The organism is Streptomyces sp. LE64 (assembly GCF_052606915.1).
Genome location: NZ_CP199708.1, coordinates 561,145 through 580,843, shown reverse-complemented (window position 1 = coordinate 580,843; position 19,699 = coordinate 561,145). Strand labels below are relative to the sequence as shown.

Below are 19,699 nucleotides of genomic sequence, written 5' to 3'. Positions count from 1 at the left end.
CGGCCCCGCCCGGGCAGGCGGCCCCGGACTCAGGAGCGGGAGAAGCCCTCCCGGGCACCGCGGCGCTCCTGGCGGGCCCGCTCCCGCTCCGCGCGCCGTTGCTGACGGTGGGCCCGGCGGCGTTCACGGCGCAGGGCCCGTGCGGTGCTGCTGGGGGTGGACACCACCCCGTGGCGCTGCTTCCAGACCTGACGGGTGACCCAGACGTCCAGCACGCTCCAGGTGGCGACCACCGTGCTGAGCACGCTGCTGAGCACCATGGGGAAGGCGAGCCAGGACTCGGCGAGCGTGCAGAAGAACGCGACCATCGCCTGGATCAGGGTGACCGACACGATCAGCACGGCGCGCACCGCCGCCGTCCGCACCGGGTCCGCCATGCGGTAGCGGGACGCGGGTTCCTCCACCCACAGCGACCTCTGACGGAACGCCGCACCCTCGTTCCTCGGCTCCGTGACGTGCCCTCCGTCCTTCCGCGGCTCCCGGCCACCCGGTCGGGTGGCCGAACCGCCTGCCGGGGCGGTCTTCTCCCGGGCCGTGTCCGTCGCGGCCGTACGGCCCGCCGGGACGCCCCGCCCGGCCGCCGTCCGTCGCTCTGCCGTCTTCATGACCTCGTCACTCCCCACCATCCACGGGCCGAACCGCGGGTGCCGTAGTCATCGACACCCGTGTGGTGCCCGTCGTGCTCCGCTTCATACCGCCCGGTGACGGCATGAGGCCGATGTGTGATCCCACGGTGACCGGCGGCGCCCCCGCCCGTCCCCGTCCGTGCTCGCTTGCCCTCGTCGGGGTCCGCCCCGTACTCAACTGCCGTACGAAAGACGAACGAACACCCCGGAAGATTCCCATGAACCATATGATTTCGGCCAACTGATCGTGCTGGTCGAGTGGTTCGCGACCACTTCCGGGTCGAACGACGGGGGAGACGATCTCCCATCATAGAGGGACAACTGCTGATGTCCCGCCCCGTCCCGGGTGCAGCGACATCCGGACACGTCTTCGAGAACTTCCCACGTCAGTAGTAGGCTCACGCCGTTTATTGACGCGCCTGTTTACCCCCTCGGCGGGGGTTCGATGTATGGGGAGGCCATGCGCTTTCGCGGGAAGTCGATCCGCCGGAAGATCGTGGCGTTGCTGCTGGTGCCGCTCGTCTCGTTGACCGCGCTGTGGGGTTTCTCCACCATCATCACCAGCCGCGAGGCGGCCCGTCTGCTGACCGTCGCCGAAGTGGTCGACAAGATCGGCTACCCGATCGAGGACATGATCCAGGCGGTCCAGGAGGAGCGCCGGCAGTCCCTCGTCTACCTCGCCGACCGCCGGTCCACCGCCGCCCTGTCCGATCTGCACCGGGTCGCCGCGCGCACCGACGCGCTCGTCGCGAAGGTCCGTGAGAACACCCGCGGTTCCGGGGTCGCCGACGACCTCGACGAGGAGTCCCGCGGTCGCCTCGCCCACCTGCTCGAAGCCCTCGACGGCGTCGACTCCCTGCGGCACGCGGTGCGCGAGGGCACCATCAGCAGGACCACCGCCCTGGACCTGTTCAACCGGCTGATCGATCCGGCCTACGCGCTGGTCATGACCGTCCACGGCCTCGACGACCCCGAGATGGACAAGCAGGGCCGCGCCCTCGTCGGCATCGCCAGGGCCCGCGAACTCCTCTCCCGCCAGGACGCCCTCCTCGGCTCCGCCCTGGTCACCCGCAACCTGACCCGGCACGAGATCCGCGACATCTCCGACCTGGTCGCCCAGCGCCAGCTGCTGTACGAGGTCAACCTGACGCTGCTCCCGGCGTCCGAACGCGAGCGCTACCAGAGCTTCTGGAACAGCTCCGACGTCAACGCCCTCCGGGTCGCCGAGGAATCGGTGGGCGCCGCCGGCCCCGGCCGGCCCGCCTCCCTCACCGCCGCCGGGTGGAACGAGACCAGCGAGTTCGTCCTCGACGAACTCGCCGAGCGCAACGCCGCCGCCAACGACCGCTACCAGGACCGGGTCCACCCCATCGCCGTGGGAGTCATCTCCCGCGCCGTCATCGCCGGTGTGCTCGGCCTGGTCGCCCTGCTGTTCTCGGTGTTCCTCTCGGTGCGCGTGGGCCGCAGCCTCATCCGCGACCTGCGGCTGCTGCGCCTGGAGGCCCACGAGGCGTCCGGGGTACGGCTGCCCAGCATCATGCGGCGACTGGCCGCGGGGGAGCGGGTCGACGTCACCACCGAAGTGCCCCGTCGCGACCACGGCAAGGACGAGATCGGCCAGGTCGGGCTCGCCCTGAACACCCTCCACCGGGCCGCCGTCGAGGCCGCGGTCAAGCAGGCCGAACTGCGCCACGGGGTCTCCGAGGTCTTCGTCAACCTCGCCCGCCGCAGCCAGGTCCTCCTGCACAAGCAGCTGACCCTGCTGGACGCCATGGAACGCCGCACCGAGGACACCGAGGAACTCGCCGACCTCTTCCGCATCGACCACCTGACCACCCGCATGCGTCGTCACGCGGAGGGCCTGGTCATCCTCTCCGGCGCCGCGCCCTCCCGGCAGTGGCGCAAGCCCGTCCAACTCATGGACGTGGTCCGGGCGTCCGTCGGCGAGGTCGAGGACTACGAGCGGATCGAGATCCGTCGGCTGCCCCGGATCGCCGTCACCGGCCCGGCCGTCGCCGACGTCACCCACCTCGTCGCCGAACTCCTGGAGAACGCCACCGTCTACTCCCCGCCGCACACCACCGTCCAGGTGAACGGCGAGTACGTGGCCAACGGCTTCGCCCTGGAGATCCACGACCGGGGCCTCGGCATGACGCCCGAAGCACTGGTCGACGCCAACCTGAGGCTCGCCGAGACCCCCGAGTTCGAACTCTCCGACACCGACCGCCTCGGTCTCTTCGTCGTCAGCCGCCTCGCCCGGCGCCAGGGCGTGCGCATCTCGCTCCAGGCGTCGCCGTACGGCGGCACCACCGCCGTCGTCCTGCTCCCCGAGAACCTCCTCACCGACGCCGGCCCGGAGGGCGACACCGAGGGCGTGGGCGTACCGGCCGGCCGGCTCCTGGCCGAAGCCCGACCGGGCATCCGGGCGACCACCCCGGCACGGGGCTCCGGCACCCTGCCCGGGCTGCCCGCCTCGCTCCTCGAAGGCCCCGCGGAGGTCGCCGCCCCGGTCGGCTCGGCCGACGACATCGAGGTCTTCACCGGGCGCCTCCCCTCCGACACCGGGGACCGCGCCCCGCTGGGCGGACCGCGCCGCGCGGTCACCGCCCTGCCCAGGGAGCAGCGCCCCGCCCGCGAGCCCGAGCCCACCGGCCCGAGCCCGTCCGGCGCGGACCGCGCGGAGTCACCGGACGAGCACCCCACCGGCCCGGCCGGTCTGCCCCGCCGGCGCGCCCCCAAGCTGGTCAGCTCGCACGGCCGCCCGGTCGGCGACCGCACCCCGCGTCCGGCCGAGCCCGCACCGGCCCCGCCGGACCTCCCGCGCCGTCGCCGCTTCCCGGAGGCCACCACGGCCGCACCCGGCACCGACGACGCCGTCCGCAGCATCCAACCCACCGGTGACCCGTCCCGGCGCGACCGCAGCGGCCCGGACCGCCGTCGCCCCGCACCGGACGGACCCGCCCCGGCGGCACCCCCGACCGGCGCCCTTCCGCGCCGGGTCCGCCAGACCCATCTCGCGCCGCAGCTCAAGGACGGCCCGGACCGACGCAGCGAACGCGTCCGTCCGGTGCTCACGGAGCGGGACGCCGAGCAAGTACGTAGCCGCATGGCCTCGCTCCAACGAGGGTGGGCCCGCGGTCGCGAGGAGAACGCCGAGGGCGACACCGCCCGGGGCGGCACAGCACACGGAACGACATCTGAAGGGGACGGTCGATGACCGCACCACACGCCAACGGCCACACCGCGTTCGGGGGGAACAGCGATCTCAACTGGCTGCTCGACGAGCTGGTCCAGCGCGTCGCCAGCATCCGCAAGGCGCTCGTCCTGTCCAGTGACGGCCTGCCGACCGGCGTGTCGCAGGGCCTCACCCGGGAGGACAGCGAACACCTCGCCGCCGTCGCCTCCGGCTTCCACAGCCTGGCCAAGGGCGTCGGACGCCACTTCGACGCCGGCGGCGTCCGGCAGACCATCGTGGAACTCGACGAGGCGTTCCTCTTCGTCACCGCCGCCGGCGACGGCAGCTGCCTGGCCGTCCTGTCCGACGCGGACTCCGACGTGGGGCAGGTCGCCTACGAGATGACCCTGCTCGTCAAGCGCGTCGGCGTGCATCTGGGGTCCGCTCCGCGCACCGATCTGTCCGCGGGCGGGTAGTGGGACTGCATGAGCGCAGAGAGTCAGGGACCCCCCCACTGGTTCGATGACGATGCCGGCCCCGTGGTCCGTCCGTACGCGATGACCCGGGGCCGTACCACCAGCGCCACCCAGCACCGCCTCGATCTGATCGCGGTGGTCGTCACCGAACCGCACGTAGCCGACCCGGAGGCCGATCACACCCTTTCCCCCGAGCACGTTGACATCGTCGAGCTGTGCCGGGACACGCCCCAGTCCGTGGCCGAACTCGCCGCCGAGCTGGACCTGCCGATCGGCGTGGTGCGGGTCCTGATCGGAGACCTCGTGGACGACGAACTCGTCCACGTGACACGCCCCGTACCGCCCGCCGAACTCCCCGACGCGAGTATCCTGCGCGACGTGATCAACGGCCTGCGGGCCCTCTGAACAGCGCGGCAGCGGGAGGACGACGTGACGGGCTGGCAGTTCTGGGTCGACCGCGGCGGCACCTTCACCGACGTCGTCGCCCGGCGACCCGACGGGCGCCTGGTCACCCGCAAACTGCTGTCGGCGCGCCCCCCGCGCGACCCGGGGGCGGCCCCGGGACCCGAGCCCGTGCCGGACGCCCCCGACGCCGCAGTCGAGGGCATCCGGCTCCTGCTGGCCGAACACCCCGGCGACGGGACGGAGGTCGCGGCCGTCCGCATGGGCACCACGGTCGCCACCAACGCCCTCCTGGAACGCACCGGCGAGCGCACCCTCCTGGTCACCACCCGGGGCTTCGGGGACGCCCTGCGCATCGGCTACCAGAACCGGCCCCGGATCTTCGACCGGGAGATCGTGCTGCCGGCCCCGCTGTACGACCGGGTCGTCGAGGTCGACGAGCGGGTCACCGCCCAGGGCGAGGTGCTGCGCCAGCCCGACCTGGACGCCCTCGAAGGCCCGCTGCGGGCCGCCCTGGACGAGGGCCTGCGGGCCGTCGCCGTCGTCCTGCTCCACAGCCACCTGCACCCGGAGCACGAACGGCGCGTCGGTGCACTCGCCACCCGTCTGGGCTTCCGGCAGGTCTCCCTGTCCAGCGAGGTCAGCCCGTTGGTGAAGCTCGTCCCCCGGGGCGACACCACCGTCGCCGACGCCTACCTCTCGCCCGTGCTGCACCGCTACGTCCACCACCTCGACGCTGCCCTGGACGTGCCCGCGGGCCGCCTGCAGTTCATGCAGTCCAACGGCGGTCTGACCGACGCCGGGCGGTTCCGCGGCAAGGACGCCGTCCTGTCCGGCCCGGCCGGCGGCATCGTCGGCATGGTCCACACCTCCCGGCGCGCCGGCTTCGACCGCGTGATCGGCTTCGACATGGGCGGCACCTCCACCGACGTCTCGCACTACGCGGGCGCCTACGAACGCGTCCTCACCCACACCGTCGCCGGGATCCGGCTGCGGGCACCGATGCTCGCCATCCACACCGTCGCCGCGGGCGGCGGGTCCGTCCTGCACTTCGACGGCAGCCGCTACCGGGTGGGCCCCGACTCCGCCGGCGCCGACCCCGGCCCCGCCTGCTACCGGGCCGGGGGACCGCTCACCGTCACCGACGCCAACCTGATGCTCGGCCGCATCCAGGCGTCGCGCTTCCCCCGCACCTTCGGCCCCGACCACGACCGGCCCCTGGACGAGGACGAGGTCCGAGAACGCTTCGCGGCCCTCGCCGCCGAGATCACCCGGCGCACCGGCGACGAGCGCACCCCGGAACAGGTCGCCGAGGGATACCTGCGGATCGCGGTCGCCAACATCGCCAACGCCATCACCCGGATCTCGGTCCAACAGGGCCACGACGTCACCCGCTACGCCCTCACCACCTTCGGCGGCGCAGGCGGCCAGCACGCCTGCAAGGTCGCCGACTCCCTCGGCATCCGCACCGTCCTGGTCCCCCCGATGGCGGGCGTCCTGTCCGCGCTCGGCATCGGCCTCGCCGACCTCGCCGCCCTACGGGAACGGTCCGTCGAGGCCCCGCTGGAACCCGCCGCACTGCCCCGGGTGCTGGCCGCCGCCGACGAACTGGAAGCCACCGCCCGCGAGGAACTGCGCGCCCAGGGCGTCCCCGACGCCCGCATCGACGTCACCCGCCGCGCCCACCTGCGCTACGACGGCACCGACACCACCCTCCCCGTCGAACTCGGCGCCCCCGAGCCCATGGCCCGGGCCTTCGCCGAGCGTCACCGGGCCGTGTACTCCTTCGCCCTCGACCGGCCGGTCGTGGTCGAATCCGTCTCCGTCGAGGCCCTCGGCCGCACCGACGCACCCCCGGAGCCAGCCGCCTCGAGCGGGCCGCCCCCGTCCGCCGAACCCCCCGGCACGGCGGCCCTGCACACCGGGGGCTCCTGGCAGCGGGTGCCGCTGCACGACCGGGCCCGGCTGACGCCGGAGCAGCCCCTCACCGGGCCCGCCCTCATCACCGAGGACGGCGCCACCACCGTCGTCGACGAGGGATGGCGGGCCACCGCGGCCCCCGAGGGACACCTGCTCCTCGAACGCACCGCCCCGCCCCGGGGGAGCCGCACCGGCACCGAGGCCGACCCGGTGCTGCTGGAGGTCTTCAACAACCTGTTCATGTCCGTCGCCGAACAGATGGGTGCCCGGCTGGAGTCCACCGCGCAGTCCGTCAACATCAAGGAGCGCCTGGACTTCTCCTGCGCCCTCTTCGACCCCGAGGGCAACCTCGTCGCCAACGCCCCCCACATCCCGGTCCACCTGGGCTCCATGGGCACCAGCGTCAAGGAGGTCATCCGCCGGCGCGGGGCCACCATGCGTCCCGGCGAGACCTACGCCGTCAACGACCCCTACCACGGCGGCACCCACCTCCCGGACGTCACCGTCATCACCCCCGTCTTCGCCCGCCCCACCGACCCGACGGACCGCGCCACCCCGCTGTTCCACGTCGCCTCACGCGGCCACCACGCCGAGATCGGCGGCACCGCCCCCGGCTCGATGCCCGCCGACAGCCGCACCCTCGACGAGGAGGGCGTCCTCTTCGACAACTGGCTGCTCACCGAGGACGGCCGCTTCCGCGAGGGCCCGACCCGACGGCTGCTCACCGACGCCCCCCACCCCTCCCGCGCCCCCGAGACCAACCTCGCCGACCTGCGCGCCCAGATCGCCGCCAACCAGAAGGGCGTGGACGAAGTCCGCCGCATGATCGACGAGTTCGGGCTCGACGTCGTCCAGGCGTACATGCGACACGTCCAGGACAACGCCGAGGAGTCCGTGCGGCGGGTCGTCGACACCCTGCGGGACGGCACCCACGCCTACGAGACCGACTCGGGCGCACTGATCCGGGTACGCGTCGCCGTGGACCGCGAACGACGCGCCGCGACCATCGACTTCACCGGCTCCTCGCCCCAACTGGCCACCAACTTCAACGCCCCCTCCGCGGTCGTCGTCGCCGCCGTCCTCTACGTGTTCCGCACCCTGGTCGCCGCCGACATCCCCCTCAACGACGGCAGTCTGCGCCCCCTCCACCTGGTCGTCCCGCCCGGTTCGCTGCTCGCCCCGCGACCCCCGGCCGCCGTCGTCGCGGGCAACGTCGAGACCTCGCAGGCCCTCGTCGGCGCCCTGTACGCGGCGCTGCGGGTCCAGGCCGAGGGCTCCGGCACCATGAACAACATCACCTTCGGCAACGAGCGCCACCAGTACTACGAGACGGTCGCCTCCGGTTCCGGCGCCGGCGAGGGCTTCCACGGGGCCTCCGTGGTGCAGACCCACATGACCAACTCGCGACTCACCGACCCCGAGGTCCTGGAAGGGCGACTGCCCGTCCTGCTGGAGGAGTTCGCGATCCGCCCCGGCAGCGGCGGCACCGGCCGGTGGCACGGCGGGGACGGGGCCGTGCGCCGCATCCTCTTCCGCGAGCCCATGACCGTCTCCACCCTCTGCGGACACCGCAGGGTCCCGCCCTACGGCCTGGCCGGCGGCGCCCCGGGGGACCTCGGGGCCGCCCGCATCGAGCGTCGGGACGGTACCGTCCTGCACCTGGAGGGCAGCGACTCGACCCGGGTGCGTCCCGGGGACGTCCTCGTCGTCGAGACGCCGGGCGGCGGCGGATATGGTCCACCGATGCGCAATTCCACCGAGGCAGGAGAAGGAACCGATGATCCTGGGCCGTACTGAGCGCGGCAAGGCCCCCATAGAACCCGTCACCTTGAAGATCCTGGTGGCGGGTGGTTTCGGGGTGGGCAAGACGACCCTGGTCGGCGCGGTGAGCGAGATCAAGCCGCTGCGCACCGAGGAGACCCTCAGCGAGGCGGGCCGCCCGGTCGACGACACCCAGGGCGTCGAGGGCAAGAACACCACCACCGTGGCGATGGACTTCGGCCGCATCACCCTGCGCGAGGACCTGGTGCTCTACCTCTTCGGCACCCCGGGACAGGACCGGTTCTGGTTCCTGTGGGACGAGTTGGCCACCGGCTCGCTCGGCGCGGTCGTCCTCGCGGACACCCGTCGGCTGGAGGACTGCTTCGCCGCCGTCGACTACTTCGAGCGCCGCAACATCCCCTTCGTGGTGGGCGTCAACTGCTTCGACGGCGCCGACCGCTACCCTGCCGAAACGGTACGCCAGGCCCTGGACCTGGATTCCGGGGTCCCGGTCGTCCTCTGCGACGCACGGGAACGGGGATCGGCCAAGGAAGTGCTCATCGAGGTCGTCGAACACGCCCTGGCCGTCGGCGAGATGGCCCGCCAGCCCGTCACCACCTGACGGAACGGGCCGCGGCACCGCCACCCCGGCCCGGCCCCACCGGCCGAAAAGTCACCCGCCGCGGAGAACCGTGCGGGCGCCCGCTGCGTCAAGACCTATCGACGGGGTGGCCGGGACCGACGGGGGTGGTCCCGGCCACCCCCGTCGCCCTTCCCCACCCGCGCACCGCCACTGAACAGGGCAGGCCCTCCGGTACGTCGACTCCGGGCCGGAACACCCGCACATCCGATACAGTCCGCGGGTGTCCGAATCGCAAGCCCACACCGCCAACCCCGCACGGGATTCCCACTGTTCGAGCTGCGGCGCCGCCCATGCCGAACTGTCCGGATGGCCCCGGAAGTGCCTCGCCTGCGGCACCACGGCCTACAGCAACCCCCTGCCCGTGGCGGTGGCCCTCCAGCCCGTCTACGACGAGCAGGGCACCGCCCTGGTCGTCATCACCCGCACCGTGGAGCCCGCACGCGGCGGCATAGCCCTGCCCGGCGGGTTCGTCGACCACCACGAGGACTGGCGACACGCCTTGGTGCGCGAGCTCAAGGAGGAGACCGGGATCGACGCCGCAGCCCGGGACGTCCGCCTCGCCGACGTCCTCAGCTCGCTCGACGGCTACCTGGTCCTCTTCGGCGTCCTGCCCGAACGCCCCGCCGCCGAACTCCCGGCCTCGACACCCACCGACGAGACCGAGGGCTGGCAACTCCTGCGCCGTCCCACCGAACTCGCCTTCCCCCTGCACACCATCGCGGCCGGGGCCTGGTTCGAGGGCCGCTACGCCTGACCGACCACCGCGCCACGGGAGGGCGGGGGGTCCACCTCGCGCACCCGCACTGGATACCCCACCGGGCCGCCCCCGTGACGCCGCACGACCACCCGGCCACCCCGCAGACGGGTCGTGAACCGCTCCACGACGTCCGACTCCCATCCGTCACCGGCGTCCGTCACCACGAGCCCGCCTCCCGCGCTCCCGGGCACGGGAGGCCACACCTCCAACTCCCGCTCGTCCCCCTCGCCCCGCACCGGCACCACCGCCCCCGCCCGGGCCAGCACCGGAATTCGCGACAGCGGCGCCGCCACCCGCACCCGCCCCGGCCCCGTGAACCTCTTCCCGCTCACCACGTCGTACCAGGTGCCCTCCGGCAACTGCACCTCCCGCTCCACCACCCCCGGGTCCAATACCGGTGCCACCAACAACGCGTCCCCCAACAGGAACGCGTCCCCGCAGTCCCGCAGCTTGCGGTCCTCCGGAGCCCCCCACCACAACGGGCGCACGTACGGCGCCCCGGTCCGCGCCGCCACCCGCGCCAACGTCCCGAAGTACGGCACCAGCCGCCGCCGCTCCACGGCCGCGGCCCGTGCGTGCCCCAACGCCTCCTCGCCGAACGCCCACGGTTCCCGCCGCGCCGCCCGCAGCGCCGCGTGCGTGCGGAACAGCGGCAGGTACGCGCCCAACTGGAACCACCGCACGTACAGCTCCGCCGACGGACCGTCCGTCCCGCCCCCCACGTCCGGCCCCGAGTACGGCACCCCGCACAACCCGAGGCCCAACACCCACGCCAACGAGGCCCGCAACCCCGGCCACCCCGTCACCACCCCGCCCGACCAGGCGCCCCCGTACCGCTGGAGCCCCACCCAGCCCGACCGCGAGAACACGAACGGCCGCTCCGCGGGCCGCGCCCGGCGCACCCCCTCGTACCCCGCCCGCGCCATGCCCAGCGCGTACACGTTGTGGGCCTCCCGGTGGTCACCGCCCCGCCCCTCCAGGGAGTGCCGCGCCGACCGCGGCAGGGTCCGCTCCCCGAACGCGGTGAACGACACCGGCTCGTCCAGGTCGTGCCAGAACCCGGCGAACCCCTGGGCCAACCGCTCCCCGTACCACCCGCCCCACCACGCACGCGCCCCCGGATCGGTGAAGTCCGGGTACACCGACGCCCCCGCCTTCGACGTGCCCACCGCCTTCCGCCCGCCCCCCTCCCGCACGAACGCCCGGGCCTCGCGCCCCGACTCGAACACGGCGTTCCCCCGCTCCGCCTTCACCGCCGGACCCACCACCGACACCAACCGCACCCCGTCCCGCGCCAACTCCCCGGCCAGCCCCGGCAGGTCCGGGTAGCGCCGCGGGTCGGCGGTGAAGACCCGGTGCCCGTCCAGGTGGTCGGCGCCCAGGTGCACCGCGTCCAGCGGCACCCCCCGCTTCCGGTACCCGGCCACCACCCGCCGCACCTCCGCGGCGCTCCCGAACCCCTGCCGGGCGTGGTGGTGCCCCAACGCCCACGTCGGCGGCACCGCCGGCGCGCCCGTCAACGACACCCAGGTGTGCAACACCCGCGCCGGCGAGCCCACCACCACCCAGCACCGCAGCGGCCCCCCGTCCGAGCGCCACTCCACCGTGCCCGGACGGTCGTGCCCCGACCCCAGCCCCTCCTCGCCCTCCTGGAGCGTCACCGAGCCGTCCCACGTCGTGTCGTGGAAGACGAGGTGCGTCCCCGCGTCCGCGACCACCAACTGCACCGGCATCGTGAGCGAGAGCGGATCGTCGCCGGGCCCGAACGCCTTCCGAGGCCCGGTGTTCCACATCCGGTACGTGCCGTCCGGGAGCCGAGGCCCCGCCGACCGCCCGCCCAACCCGAAGAACCGGGCGTCCGCCGCCACCTCCGCCCGCTCCATCCACCGGGCCGCGCCCCCGTCCACCGGCTCCCACCAGCGCGGCGGCGCCACCTCCCGCAGCACCACCCCGCCCGGCGTGCACACCCGCACGCCCCCCAGCCGGGACACCACGAGGGTGACCCGCTCCGACACCACCCGCCACCCGCCGTCCATGTCCGGCTCCAGCGCCGCCCGGGCATCCGGCTCCGGCACCGCCCCCGCCAGGGCGTACGACGGCTCGGGGCCGGCCCCGTCCCACCCCCAGAACACCGCCCCCGTCACCGTCACCAGAACCCGCAACCGCGACCGGGCGAACCGGATGCTGCCCCCGCCCGGCCCCGGGACCACCTCCGCCACCACACCCGGCACCCGGGCCCGCTCCGCACCCCGCGGCGGCAGCCCGGCCGCATCCGCCCGCCGTCTGCGCACCGCCGTGCACACGGTACGAATCCCCCACACCGGGGTCATCGAACCGACCGCCCTCACCGAACGCCCCAGGCCGCGACCATCCATGACGATCACCCTGCCACCGCCTCCCCACACTCGGTGCCGCGTTCAACCAATCGTTCACTCGGAGCTCCGAACCCGCACCGGCGCGCCCTTCCCTGGTGCCCGGCGCCCACCCGTGGCATCGTCCCAGGCAGTCGTCCCGGGCACACCACCCCGTGTCCGCCGACGCCCCACGACCAGCAACAGCAGGGGAGCCCCCGCCATGTGCCCAGCGCCCACTCCGCCCCTCTGGCAGCCCGACCGGCAGACCGTCGACGGTGCCCGGATCACCCGTTTCCAGGCGTGGGCAGCGGCCCACCACGGCGCTCCCGCCGCCGGCGGATATCCCGCTCTGCACCGTTGGTCCGTCGAAGAACTGGACAGTTTTTGGCTGGCAATCGCCGAATGGTTCGACGTCCGCTTCACGACGCCCGCCACCCGTGTGCTCGGCGACCGCGCCATGCCCGGCGCCCAATGGTTCCCCGGAGCCACCCTCAACTATGCCGAACACGCCCTGCGGGCCGCCGACGAACGGCCCGACGAACCCGCCCTCCTCCACGTCGACGAGACCCACGGCCCGGTCCCCGTCACCTGGCGCGAACTCCGTCGCCAGGTCGGCGCCCTGTCCACCGCCCTGCGCGACCTCGGCGTCCGCCCGGGCGACCGCGTCAGCGGCTACCTGCCCAACGTCCCGCACGCCGTGGTGGCCCTCCTCGCCACCGCCGCCGTCGGCGCCGTCTGGACGGCCAGCGCCCCCGACTTCGGAGCCCGCAGCGTCCTCGACCGCTTCCACCAGGTCGAACCCGTCGTCCTCATCGCCGCCGACGGCTACCGGTACGGCGGCAAGGAACACGACCGCACCGACACCGTCGCCGAACTGCGCGCCCACCTCCCCACCCTGCGCGCCGTCGTCCACGTGCCGCTGCTCGACACCCCCGCCCCCGAGGGCACCCTGGACTGGTCGACGCTGACCGCCGCGGACCGCACCCCCGAGTACACCGCGGTGCCCTTCGACCACCCCCTGTGGGTGCTCTACTCCTCCGGCACCACCGGACTGCCCAAGGCCCTCGTCCAGTCCCAGGGCGGCATCCTCCTGGAGCACCTCAAACAACTCGGCCTGCACTGCGACCTCGGTCCCGACGACCGGTTCTTCTGGTACACCTCCACCGGCTGGATGATGTGGAACTTCCTCGTCTCCGGCCTGCTCACCGGCACCACGGTCGTCCTCTACGACGGCAGCCCCGGCCACCCCGACACCGGCGCCCAGTGGCGGATCGCGGACCGGACCGGCGCCACCTTCCTCGGCACCTCCGCCGCCTACGTGATGGCCTGCCGCAAGGCCGGCCTCCACCCCGCCGCTGACCACGACCTCGGCCGCGTCCGCTGCGTCGCCACCACCGGCTCGCCCCTGCCCCCGGACGGCTTCCGCTGGCTGCACGACGAGTTCGCCGGCCGGGACGGCGGCCTGTGGATCGCCTCCGTCAGCGGCGGCACCGACGTCTGCTCCTGCTTCGCGGGCGCCGTGCCCACCCTCCCCGTCCACATCGGCGAACTCCAGGCCCCCGGACTCGGCACCGACCTCCAGGCGTGGGACCCCCGGGGCCGACCCCTGATCGACGAGGTCGGCGAACTCGTCGTCACCCGCCCCATGCCCTCCATGCCCGTCCGCTTCTGGAACGACCCCGACGGCCACCGCTACCACGACAGCTACTTCGACACCTATCCCGGCGTGTGGCGACACGGCGACTGGATCACCCTCACCTCCCGCGGCTCCGTCGTCATCCACGGTCGTTCCGACTCCACCCTCAACCGCCAGGGCGTGCGCATGGGCTCCGCCGACATCTACGAGGTCGTCGAACGGCTCCCCGAGATCCGGGAATCCCTCGTCGTCGGCGTCGAACGCCCGGACGGCGACTACTGGATGCCGCTCTTCGTCCACCTCGCCCCCGGGATCACCCTCGACGAAGCGCTGCGCACCCGCATCCGGCGCGCCCTCCGGGAGCACCTCTCCCCCCGCCACGTGCCCGACGAGATCATCGACGTGCCGGCCGTCCCCCACACCCTCACCGGCAAGCGCCTGGAGGTCCCCGTCAAGCGGCTGCTCCAGGGCACCCCCCTGGACCGCGCCGTCAACCCCGGCTCCGTCGACCGGACCGACCTCCTCGACTTCTACGTCGACCTGGCCCGACAACGGGCCTGAGCCCCGCAGCACGCCGGCCGTCACCTCCGCCCCGACGGCCGGCACCGCCCTCCCGACCACCGATGTCAGTGGCCCCGGTTACGGTGAGTGAGCATAGATCGACCGTGCAACAGGGGGAACCCATGGAACCCGTCCGCCCGACCCTCACCGAACGACTCCACCGCGAGATCGCCGGCACCATCGGCCTCCTGGTCGACGAAGCCGACTTCGCGACCATGCGGCGCTACCGCAGCTTCGCCTTCGACGACCACCCCGCCTACCTCCGCCACACCGAAGCGCTCCTGCGCGACCTCGACGACCAGGGCCGGCACACCAGCCTCGCCCTCTTCGACCCCGAGCAGTACGCCGCCTACTGCGCCCGCACCGGCATCGACCCCGACACCCGCGCCTCCCGCACCCGCTTCACCGCCGAACTCGCCGCGAGCGGTCCCACCGTCCCCTACGACGGCCGCCCCCTCGCCGAACTGCTCCCCGACCTCCTCGACGAAGCAGCCCGCCGCGCCACCTGGGAGCACGCCACCCAACTGCTCGACCGGGCGGGGGAGTGCGCCTCCTGCGGCGAGGACCTCGGCCGCGCCGCCTTCGCCCGCGCCTTCGACCTGCTGCGCCGCATCCTGCGCGCCGCCCCGCCCGGCGCCCACCACCTGGTCGGCAGCGTCACCGCCCCCGACGGACCCCTGCTCGGCGTCTTCCGCGCCCGCAGCGACGCCACCGGCATCACCGAGGTCGACGACTCCGCCGCGGTAGAACTCGCCACCGTCCTCGCCGCGGGCATCACCACCGGAGACCCCGGCGGACTCGTCATGCGGACCACCGCCCCAGACCGCCACGACCGCGTCCGGGGCTGGCGCCTGCACGGCGACGGCCTGGTCCCGCTGACCGCCGCCGAGGTCTTCGACGCCTACTGCACCGACGCGCTCTCCGGGGAGCTCATCGCCCCGGAACCCGACGTCGACTACTGCGCACCCCCGGAGGTCGAGGGCATCGCCCCCCGGCCGGAAGGACCCCACCGCCACTGACCACCGACCGGGGCGCGCCGGCAGCGCGGCGCGGGCACGGCTACTCCCCGGACAGGACGGCCTGCGCCGCCGCCCGCGCGTCCCGGGCCGTGTCCGCGGCCCGGGCGGCGGCGGCGGCCCGCTCGCACTGGGCCAGGGTGTACTTCGCCAACGCCGTCCGCACGTACGCGATCGACGCGGCCCCCATCGACAGGGAGGTGACGCCCAGCCCCGCCAACACGCACGCCAACAGCGGATCGGCCGCCGCCTCCCCGCACACCCCGCAACTCTTCCCCTCCGCCTTCGCCGCCTCCGCCGACAGGGCGACCAGGTCGAGCAGTGCCGGCTGCCACGGGTCCTGCAACCGGGAGACGGCGCCCACCTGCCGATCGGCGGCGAAGGCGTACTGCGCCAGGTCATTGGTCCCCAACGACAGGAACTCGACCTCCTGGAGGATCGAGCGTGCCCGTAGCGCCGCCGAGGGGATCTCCACCATGGCACCGAACTTCGCCCGCAGCCCCGCCGCACGACAGGCGTTCGCGAAGGCCTCGGCGTCCGCGCGGTCGGCCACCATCGGCGCCATCACCTCCAGGTACACCGGCAGCCCCTCGGCGGCCTTCGCCAACGCCGTCAGCTGGGTGCGCAACACCTCGGGATGGTCCAGCAGCGCCCGCAGCCCCCTGACCCCGAGCGCCGGATTGGGCTCGTCCGCGGGGGTCAGGAAGTCGAGCGGCTTGTCCGCCCCGGCGTCCAGCACCCGCACCACCACCCGCCCCTCCGGAAACGCCTCCAGGACCTGTCGGTACGCCGCCACCTGCTTCTCCTCGGAGGGAGCCGTCGCGCTGTCGTCCAGGAACAGGAACTCCGTCCGGAACAGCCCGACCCCCTCGGCGCCCGCCGCCACCGCCGCCGCCACGTCCGCCGGCCCGCCCACATTGGCCAACAACGGAACCTTGTGCCCGTCGGAGGTCGCCCCCGGCCCCCGCGACGCGGCCAGTGCCGCCTTGCGCTCCTCCGCCGCCTCGGCCAGCGCGGCCCGCTTCTGCGCGCTCGGGTCCACGAAGACCTCACCGGTGCTGCCGTCCACGGCCACCACCGTGCCCTCGGCCAACTCGGTGGCGCCCGGCAGGGCGACCACCGCCGGCACGCCCAGGGCCCGGGCCAGGATCGCGCTGTGGCTCGTCGGTCCGCCCTCCTCGGTGACGAAGCCGAGCACCAGCGCCGGGTCGAGCAGTGCGGTGTCGGCCGGAGCCAGGTCCCGTGCGAGCAGCACATAGGGCTCGTCGCTGTCGGGCACCCCTGGCATGGGGACCCCCAACAACCGGGCGACGATGCGGTTGCGCACGTCGTCGAGGTCGGCGACCCGGCCGGCGAGGTACTCGCCCGCCCCGGCCAGCAGCGCCCGGTAGGAGGCGAAGGCGTCGTACACCGCGCGTTCCGCGGTGCTCCCCACCGCGATCCGCCGTTCGACGTCGACGATCAGCTCGGGGTCCTGGGCCATGAGGGCCTGCGCTTCGAGCACCGCCTGGGCCTCGCCGCCCGCGAGGTTGCCGCGTGCGTTGAGGTCGGCGGCGACCGCGTCGACCGCTTGCCGGGCCCGTCCCTGCTCGCGCTCCGCGTCCTGGGGCGGGATCTGCTTCGCGGGTGGTTCGAGCACCGCCGTGCCCATGTGCCGTACTTCGCCGATCGCCACTCCGTGGCTCACGCCGACGCCTCGCAGCGTTGTCTCCATGTCACCGTCTCCGAGTAGCTGCGACGAACCGCGTCGCAGGGATTGCCCAGACCGTCGTCCGACCGCGGATCCCGCTCCGGCCGGCCGTGCTACCGCCAGTCGAAGAGCGTGTCACCGACCTTCACGTCACCACTCTCGACGACGGACGACAAGGCGTCCCCCGTGGCCTCCAGGGCCACCACGGGACAGATGGGGGACTTGCCCGCCTCCTCCACCTCGGTCGGGTTCCACCGCACGACGGCCTGTCCGCGTTGAACGGCGTCGCCCTTGTGCACCATCAGCTCGAATCCCTGACCGTTGAGCTGCACCGTGTCGATCCCCAGGTGGGTGAGCACCCCGTGCCCCTCGTCGTCGACCACGACGAAGGCGTGCGGATGGAGCGAGACGATCACTCCGGACACGGGGGAGACAGCTTCGGCCGGTCCCCGCTCCGGATCGACTGCGGTGCCCGGGCCGACCATGGCACCGGAGAAGACGGGGTCCGGCACTGCGGTCAATCCGATGGCACGACCGGCCACGGGCGATGTCACGCTGGTCATGGGCAAGCCTCCCGGGGTCTGGACTCCGATGGCGCCGGCCCCTGCTCGTCCCGGGACGACGCACTGTTCAGCAGGGTAGATCATGAAATGTCCGAGTTCTGAGTCGAGGGAGCCGGTCGGTGGAGTCGAGCCCCACCCCCTCGATTTGCCCCTGCTGTCAAGCCCCCTGTACAGTCGTAGACCTGCCCGCGAGTGACGCGCACAGCGTCGAATGTCGGGCAGCTCCTATGAGGTTGAATTCTCGCTGAGAGTCCCCTGTTTCGCATGCCTGCGAAATGACGGTCAAGAAGCGGGTAAACGGTCTGATAGAGTCGGAAACACCGAAGGGAAGTGCCCGGAGGAAAGCCTGCACCGGATGGTGGGGGTGAGTACGAAGGAAGCGTCCGTTCCTTGAGAACTCAACAGCGTGCCAAAAGTCAACGCCAGATATGTTGATACCCCGTCACTGTGACCGTCATGGTCTGGTGATGAGGTTCCTTTGAAATACACACAGCGAGGACGCTGTGAACGCATTCGGGACTATTCCTCCTGGGTGTTGTTCCGCTCTCGTGTGTGTGACCCGATTACGGGTACACATTCACGGAGAGTTTGATCCTGGCTCAGGACGAACGCTGGCGGCGTGCTTAACACATGCAAGTCGAACGATGAACCGGTTTCGGCCGGGGATTAGTGGCGAACGGGTGAGTAACACGTGGGTGATCTGCCCTGCACTCTGGGACAAGCCCTGGAAACGGGGTCTAATACCGGATATGACCCGCCCTCGCATGGGGGTGGGTGGAAAGCTCCGGCGGTGCAGGATGAGCCCGCGGCCTATCAGCTTGTTGGTGAGGTAATGGCTCACCAAGGCGACGACGGGTAGCCGGCCTGAGAGGGCGACCGGCCACACTGGGACTGAGACACGGCCCAGACTCCTACGGGAGGCAGCAGTGGGGAATATTGCACAATGGGCGAAAGCCTGATGCAGCGACGCCGCGTGAGGGATGACGGCCTTCGGGTTGTAAACCTCTTTCAGCAGGGAAGAAGCGAGAGTGACGGTACCTGCAGAAGAAGCGCCGGCTAACTACGTGCCAGCAGCCGCGGTAATACGTAGGGCGCGAGCGTTGTCCGGAATTATTGGGCGTAAAGAGCTCGTAGGCGGCTTGTCGCGTCGGTTGTGAAAGCCCGGGGCTTAACCCCGGGTCTGCAGTCGATACGGGCAGGCTAGAGTTCGGTAGGGGAGATCGGAATTCCTGGTGTAGCGGTGAAATGCGCAGATATCAGGAGGAACACCGGTGGCGAAGGCGGATCTCTGGGCCGATACTGACGCTGAGGAGCGAAAGCGTGGGGAGCGAACAGGATTAGATACCCTGGTAGTCCACGCCGTAAACGGTGGGCACTAGGTGTGGGCAACATTCCACGTTGTCCGTGCCGCAGCTAACGCATTAAGTGCCCCGCCTGGGGAGTACGGCCGCAAGGCTAAAACTCAAAGGAATTGACGGGGGCCCGCACAAGCGGCGGAGCATGTGGCTTAATTCGACGCAACGCGAAGAACCTTACCAAGGCTTGACATACGCCGGAAAGCATCAGAGATGGTGCCCCCCTTGTGGTCGGTGTACAGGTGGTGCATGGCTGTCGTCAGCTCGTGTCGTGAGATGTTGGGTTAAGTCCCGCAACGAGCGCAACCCTTGTCCCGTGTTGCCAGCAGGCCCTTGTGGTGCTGGGGACTCACGGGAGACCGCCGGGGTCAACTCGGAGGAAGGTGGGGACGACGTCAAGTCATCATGCCCCTTATGTCTTGGGCTGCACACGTGCTACAATGGCCGGTACAATGAGCTGCGATACCGTGAGGTGGAGCGAATCTCAAAAAGCCGGTCTCAGTTCGGATTGGGGTCTGCAACTCGACCCCATGAAGTCGGAGTCGCTAGTAATCGCAGATCAGCATTGCTGCGGTGAATACGTTCCCGGGCCTTGTACACACCGCCCGTCACGTCACGAAAGTCGGTAACACCCGAAGCCGGTGGCCCAACCCCTTGTGGGAGGGAGCTGTCGAAGGTGGGACTGGCGATTGGGACGAAGTCGTAACAAGGTAGCCGTACCGGAAGGTGCGGCTGGATCACCTCCTTTCTAAGGAGCGTTCTTA

12 protein-coding genes and 1 rRNA gene are annotated in these 19,699 nt (G+C 72.0%); 9 read left to right on the top strand and 4 right to left on the bottom strand.

The annotated features are described in order from the left end of the window. Positions 1 to 29: 29 nt before the first annotated feature. Positions 30 to 605, bottom strand: coding sequence for a hypothetical protein (locus ACSMX9_RS02465; protein WP_445399600.1), 576 nt, complete (start codon positions 603 to 605; stop codon positions 30 to 32). Positions 606 to 1,086: 481 nt separating this feature from the next. On the opposite strand from ACSMX9_RS02465, the gene ACSMX9_RS02460 reads away from it, so the two are divergent. The 6 genes from ACSMX9_RS02460 to ACSMX9_RS02435 all read left to right on the top strand — a co-directional run bounded on the left by ACSMX9_RS02460 (position 1,087) and on the right by ACSMX9_RS02435 (position 9,757). Next, entirely contained in the window at positions 1,087 to 3,843 is a 2,757-nt protein-coding gene (locus ACSMX9_RS02460) for a sensor histidine kinase (protein WP_445399598.1), read from the top strand. Beyond that, positions 3,840 to 4,277: a roadblock/LC7 domain-containing protein gene (locus ACSMX9_RS02455; RefSeq protein WP_351248179.1), complete on the top strand. Its 438-nt coding sequence runs from the start codon at positions 3,840 to 3,842 to the stop codon at positions 4,275 to 4,277. Before ACSMX9_RS02460 ends, ACSMX9_RS02455 begins: the two co-directional genes overlap by 4 nt. 9 nt (positions 4,278 to 4,286) lie before the next feature. Next, on the top strand, positions 4,287 to 4,682 hold the full coding sequence (locus ACSMX9_RS02450) for a DUF742 domain-containing protein (protein WP_351248177.1): 396 nt from the start codon (positions 4,287 to 4,289) through the stop codon (positions 4,680 to 4,682). Between the two features lie 24 nt (positions 4,683 to 4,706). Continuing rightward, positions 4,707 to 8,396 (top strand): hydantoinase B/oxoprolinase family protein, encoded by a 3,690-nt coding sequence (locus tag ACSMX9_RS02445; protein ID WP_445399596.1) that lies wholly within the window; start codon positions 4,707 to 4,709, stop codon positions 8,394 to 8,396. Beyond that, positions 8,377 to 8,982 (top strand): GTP-binding protein, encoded by a 606-nt coding sequence (locus ACSMX9_RS02440; RefSeq protein WP_445399594.1) that lies wholly within the window; start codon positions 8,377 to 8,379, stop codon positions 8,980 to 8,982. The genes ACSMX9_RS02445 and ACSMX9_RS02440 overlap by 20 nt, the downstream gene beginning before the upstream one ends. 241 nt (positions 8,983 to 9,223) lie before the next feature. Beyond that, positions 9,224 to 9,757, top strand: coding sequence for an NUDIX domain-containing protein (locus tag ACSMX9_RS02435; RefSeq protein WP_445399592.1), 534 nt, complete (start codon positions 9,224 to 9,226; stop codon positions 9,755 to 9,757). Here ACSMX9_RS02435 and ACSMX9_RS02430 read toward each other — a convergent pair. Continuing rightward, the gene (locus tag ACSMX9_RS02430) at positions 9,748 to 12,135 is read right to left on the bottom strand and encodes a glycoside hydrolase family 31 protein (protein WP_445399590.1); all 2,388 of its coding nucleotides are present in this window, start codon (positions 12,133 to 12,135) and stop codon (positions 9,748 to 9,750) included. The genes ACSMX9_RS02435 and ACSMX9_RS02430 overlap by 10 nt on opposite strands. A gap of 199 nt (positions 12,136 to 12,334) precedes the next feature. Here ACSMX9_RS02430 and ACSMX9_RS02425 point away from each other — a divergent pair, with 199 nt between their 5' ends. Together ACSMX9_RS02425 and ACSMX9_RS02420 are read left to right on the top strand one after the other, a co-directional pair. Beyond that, positions 12,335 to 14,311, top strand: a complete 1,977-nt coding sequence (locus ACSMX9_RS02425; RefSeq protein ID WP_445399588.1) for an acetoacetate--CoA ligase — start codon at positions 12,335 to 12,337, stop codon at positions 14,309 to 14,311. Positions 14,312 to 14,433: 122 nt separating this feature from the next. Continuing rightward, positions 14,434 to 15,330 (top strand): hypothetical protein, encoded by an 897-nt coding sequence (locus ACSMX9_RS02420; protein WP_445399586.1) that lies wholly within the window; start codon positions 14,434 to 14,436, stop codon positions 15,328 to 15,330. A 40-nt stretch (positions 15,331 to 15,370) separates the two neighbouring features. Here ACSMX9_RS02420 and ptsP read toward each other — a convergent pair whose 3' ends face one another. Together ptsP and ACSMX9_RS02410 are read right to left on the bottom strand one after the other, a co-directional pair. Beyond that, on the bottom strand, positions 15,371 to 17,041 hold the full coding sequence (gene ptsP, locus ACSMX9_RS02415) for a phosphoenolpyruvate--protein phosphotransferase (protein ID WP_351248163.1): 1,671 nt from the start codon (positions 17,039 to 17,041) through the stop codon (positions 15,371 to 15,373). An 89-nt stretch (positions 17,042 to 17,130) separates the two neighbouring features. Further along, positions 17,131 to 17,580 carry a PTS sugar transporter subunit IIA gene (locus ACSMX9_RS02410; protein ID WP_445399584.1) on the bottom strand — a complete coding sequence of 150 codons (450 nt, stop codon included), beginning with the start codon at positions 17,578 to 17,580 and terminating at the stop codon, positions 17,131 to 17,133. 576 nt (positions 17,581 to 18,156) lie between these two features. On the opposite strand from ACSMX9_RS02410, the gene ACSMX9_RS02405 reads away from it, so the two are divergent. Then, positions 18,157 to 19,683, top strand: a 16S ribosomal RNA gene (locus ACSMX9_RS02405). Positions 19,684 to 19,699 lie beyond the last annotated feature (16 nt).

Excerpts from the sequence above, each read along its gene's own strand:
- ACSMX9_RS02465 (WP_445399600.1), bottom strand. The coding sequence starts at position 605 with ATGAAGACGGCAGAGCGACGGACGGCGGCCGGGCGGGGCGTCCCGGCG.
- ACSMX9_RS02460 (WP_445399598.1), top strand. The coding sequence starts at position 1,087 with ATGCGCTTTCGCGGGAAGTCGATCCGCCGGAAGATCGTGGCGTTGCTG.
- ACSMX9_RS02455 (WP_351248179.1), top strand. The coding sequence starts at position 3,840 with ATGACCGCACCACACGCCAACGGCCACACCGCGTTCGGGGGGAACAGC.
- ACSMX9_RS02450 (WP_351248177.1), top strand. The coding sequence starts at position 4,287 with ATGAGCGCAGAGAGTCAGGGACCCCCCCACTGGTTCGATGACGATGCC.
- ACSMX9_RS02440 (WP_445399594.1), top strand. The coding sequence starts at position 8,377 with ATGATCCTGGGCCGTACTGAGCGCGGCAAGGCCCCCATAGAACCCGTC.
- ACSMX9_RS02430 (WP_445399590.1), bottom strand. The coding sequence starts at position 12,135 with ATGGATGGTCGCGGCCTGGGGCGTTCGGTGAGGGCGGTCGGTTCGATG.
- ACSMX9_RS02425 (WP_445399588.1), top strand. The coding sequence starts at position 12,335 with ATGTGCCCAGCGCCCACTCCGCCCCTCTGGCAGCCCGACCGGCAGACC.
- ACSMX9_RS02420 (WP_445399586.1), top strand. The coding sequence starts at position 14,434 with ATGGAACCCGTCCGCCCGACCCTCACCGAACGACTCCACCGCGAGATC.
- ptsP (WP_351248163.1), bottom strand. The coding sequence starts at position 17,041 with ATGGAGACAACGCTGCGAGGCGTCGGCGTGAGCCACGGAGTGGCGATC.
- ACSMX9_RS02410 (WP_445399584.1), bottom strand. The coding sequence starts at position 17,580 with ATGACCAGCGTGACATCGCCCGTGGCCGGTCGTGCCATCGGATTGACC.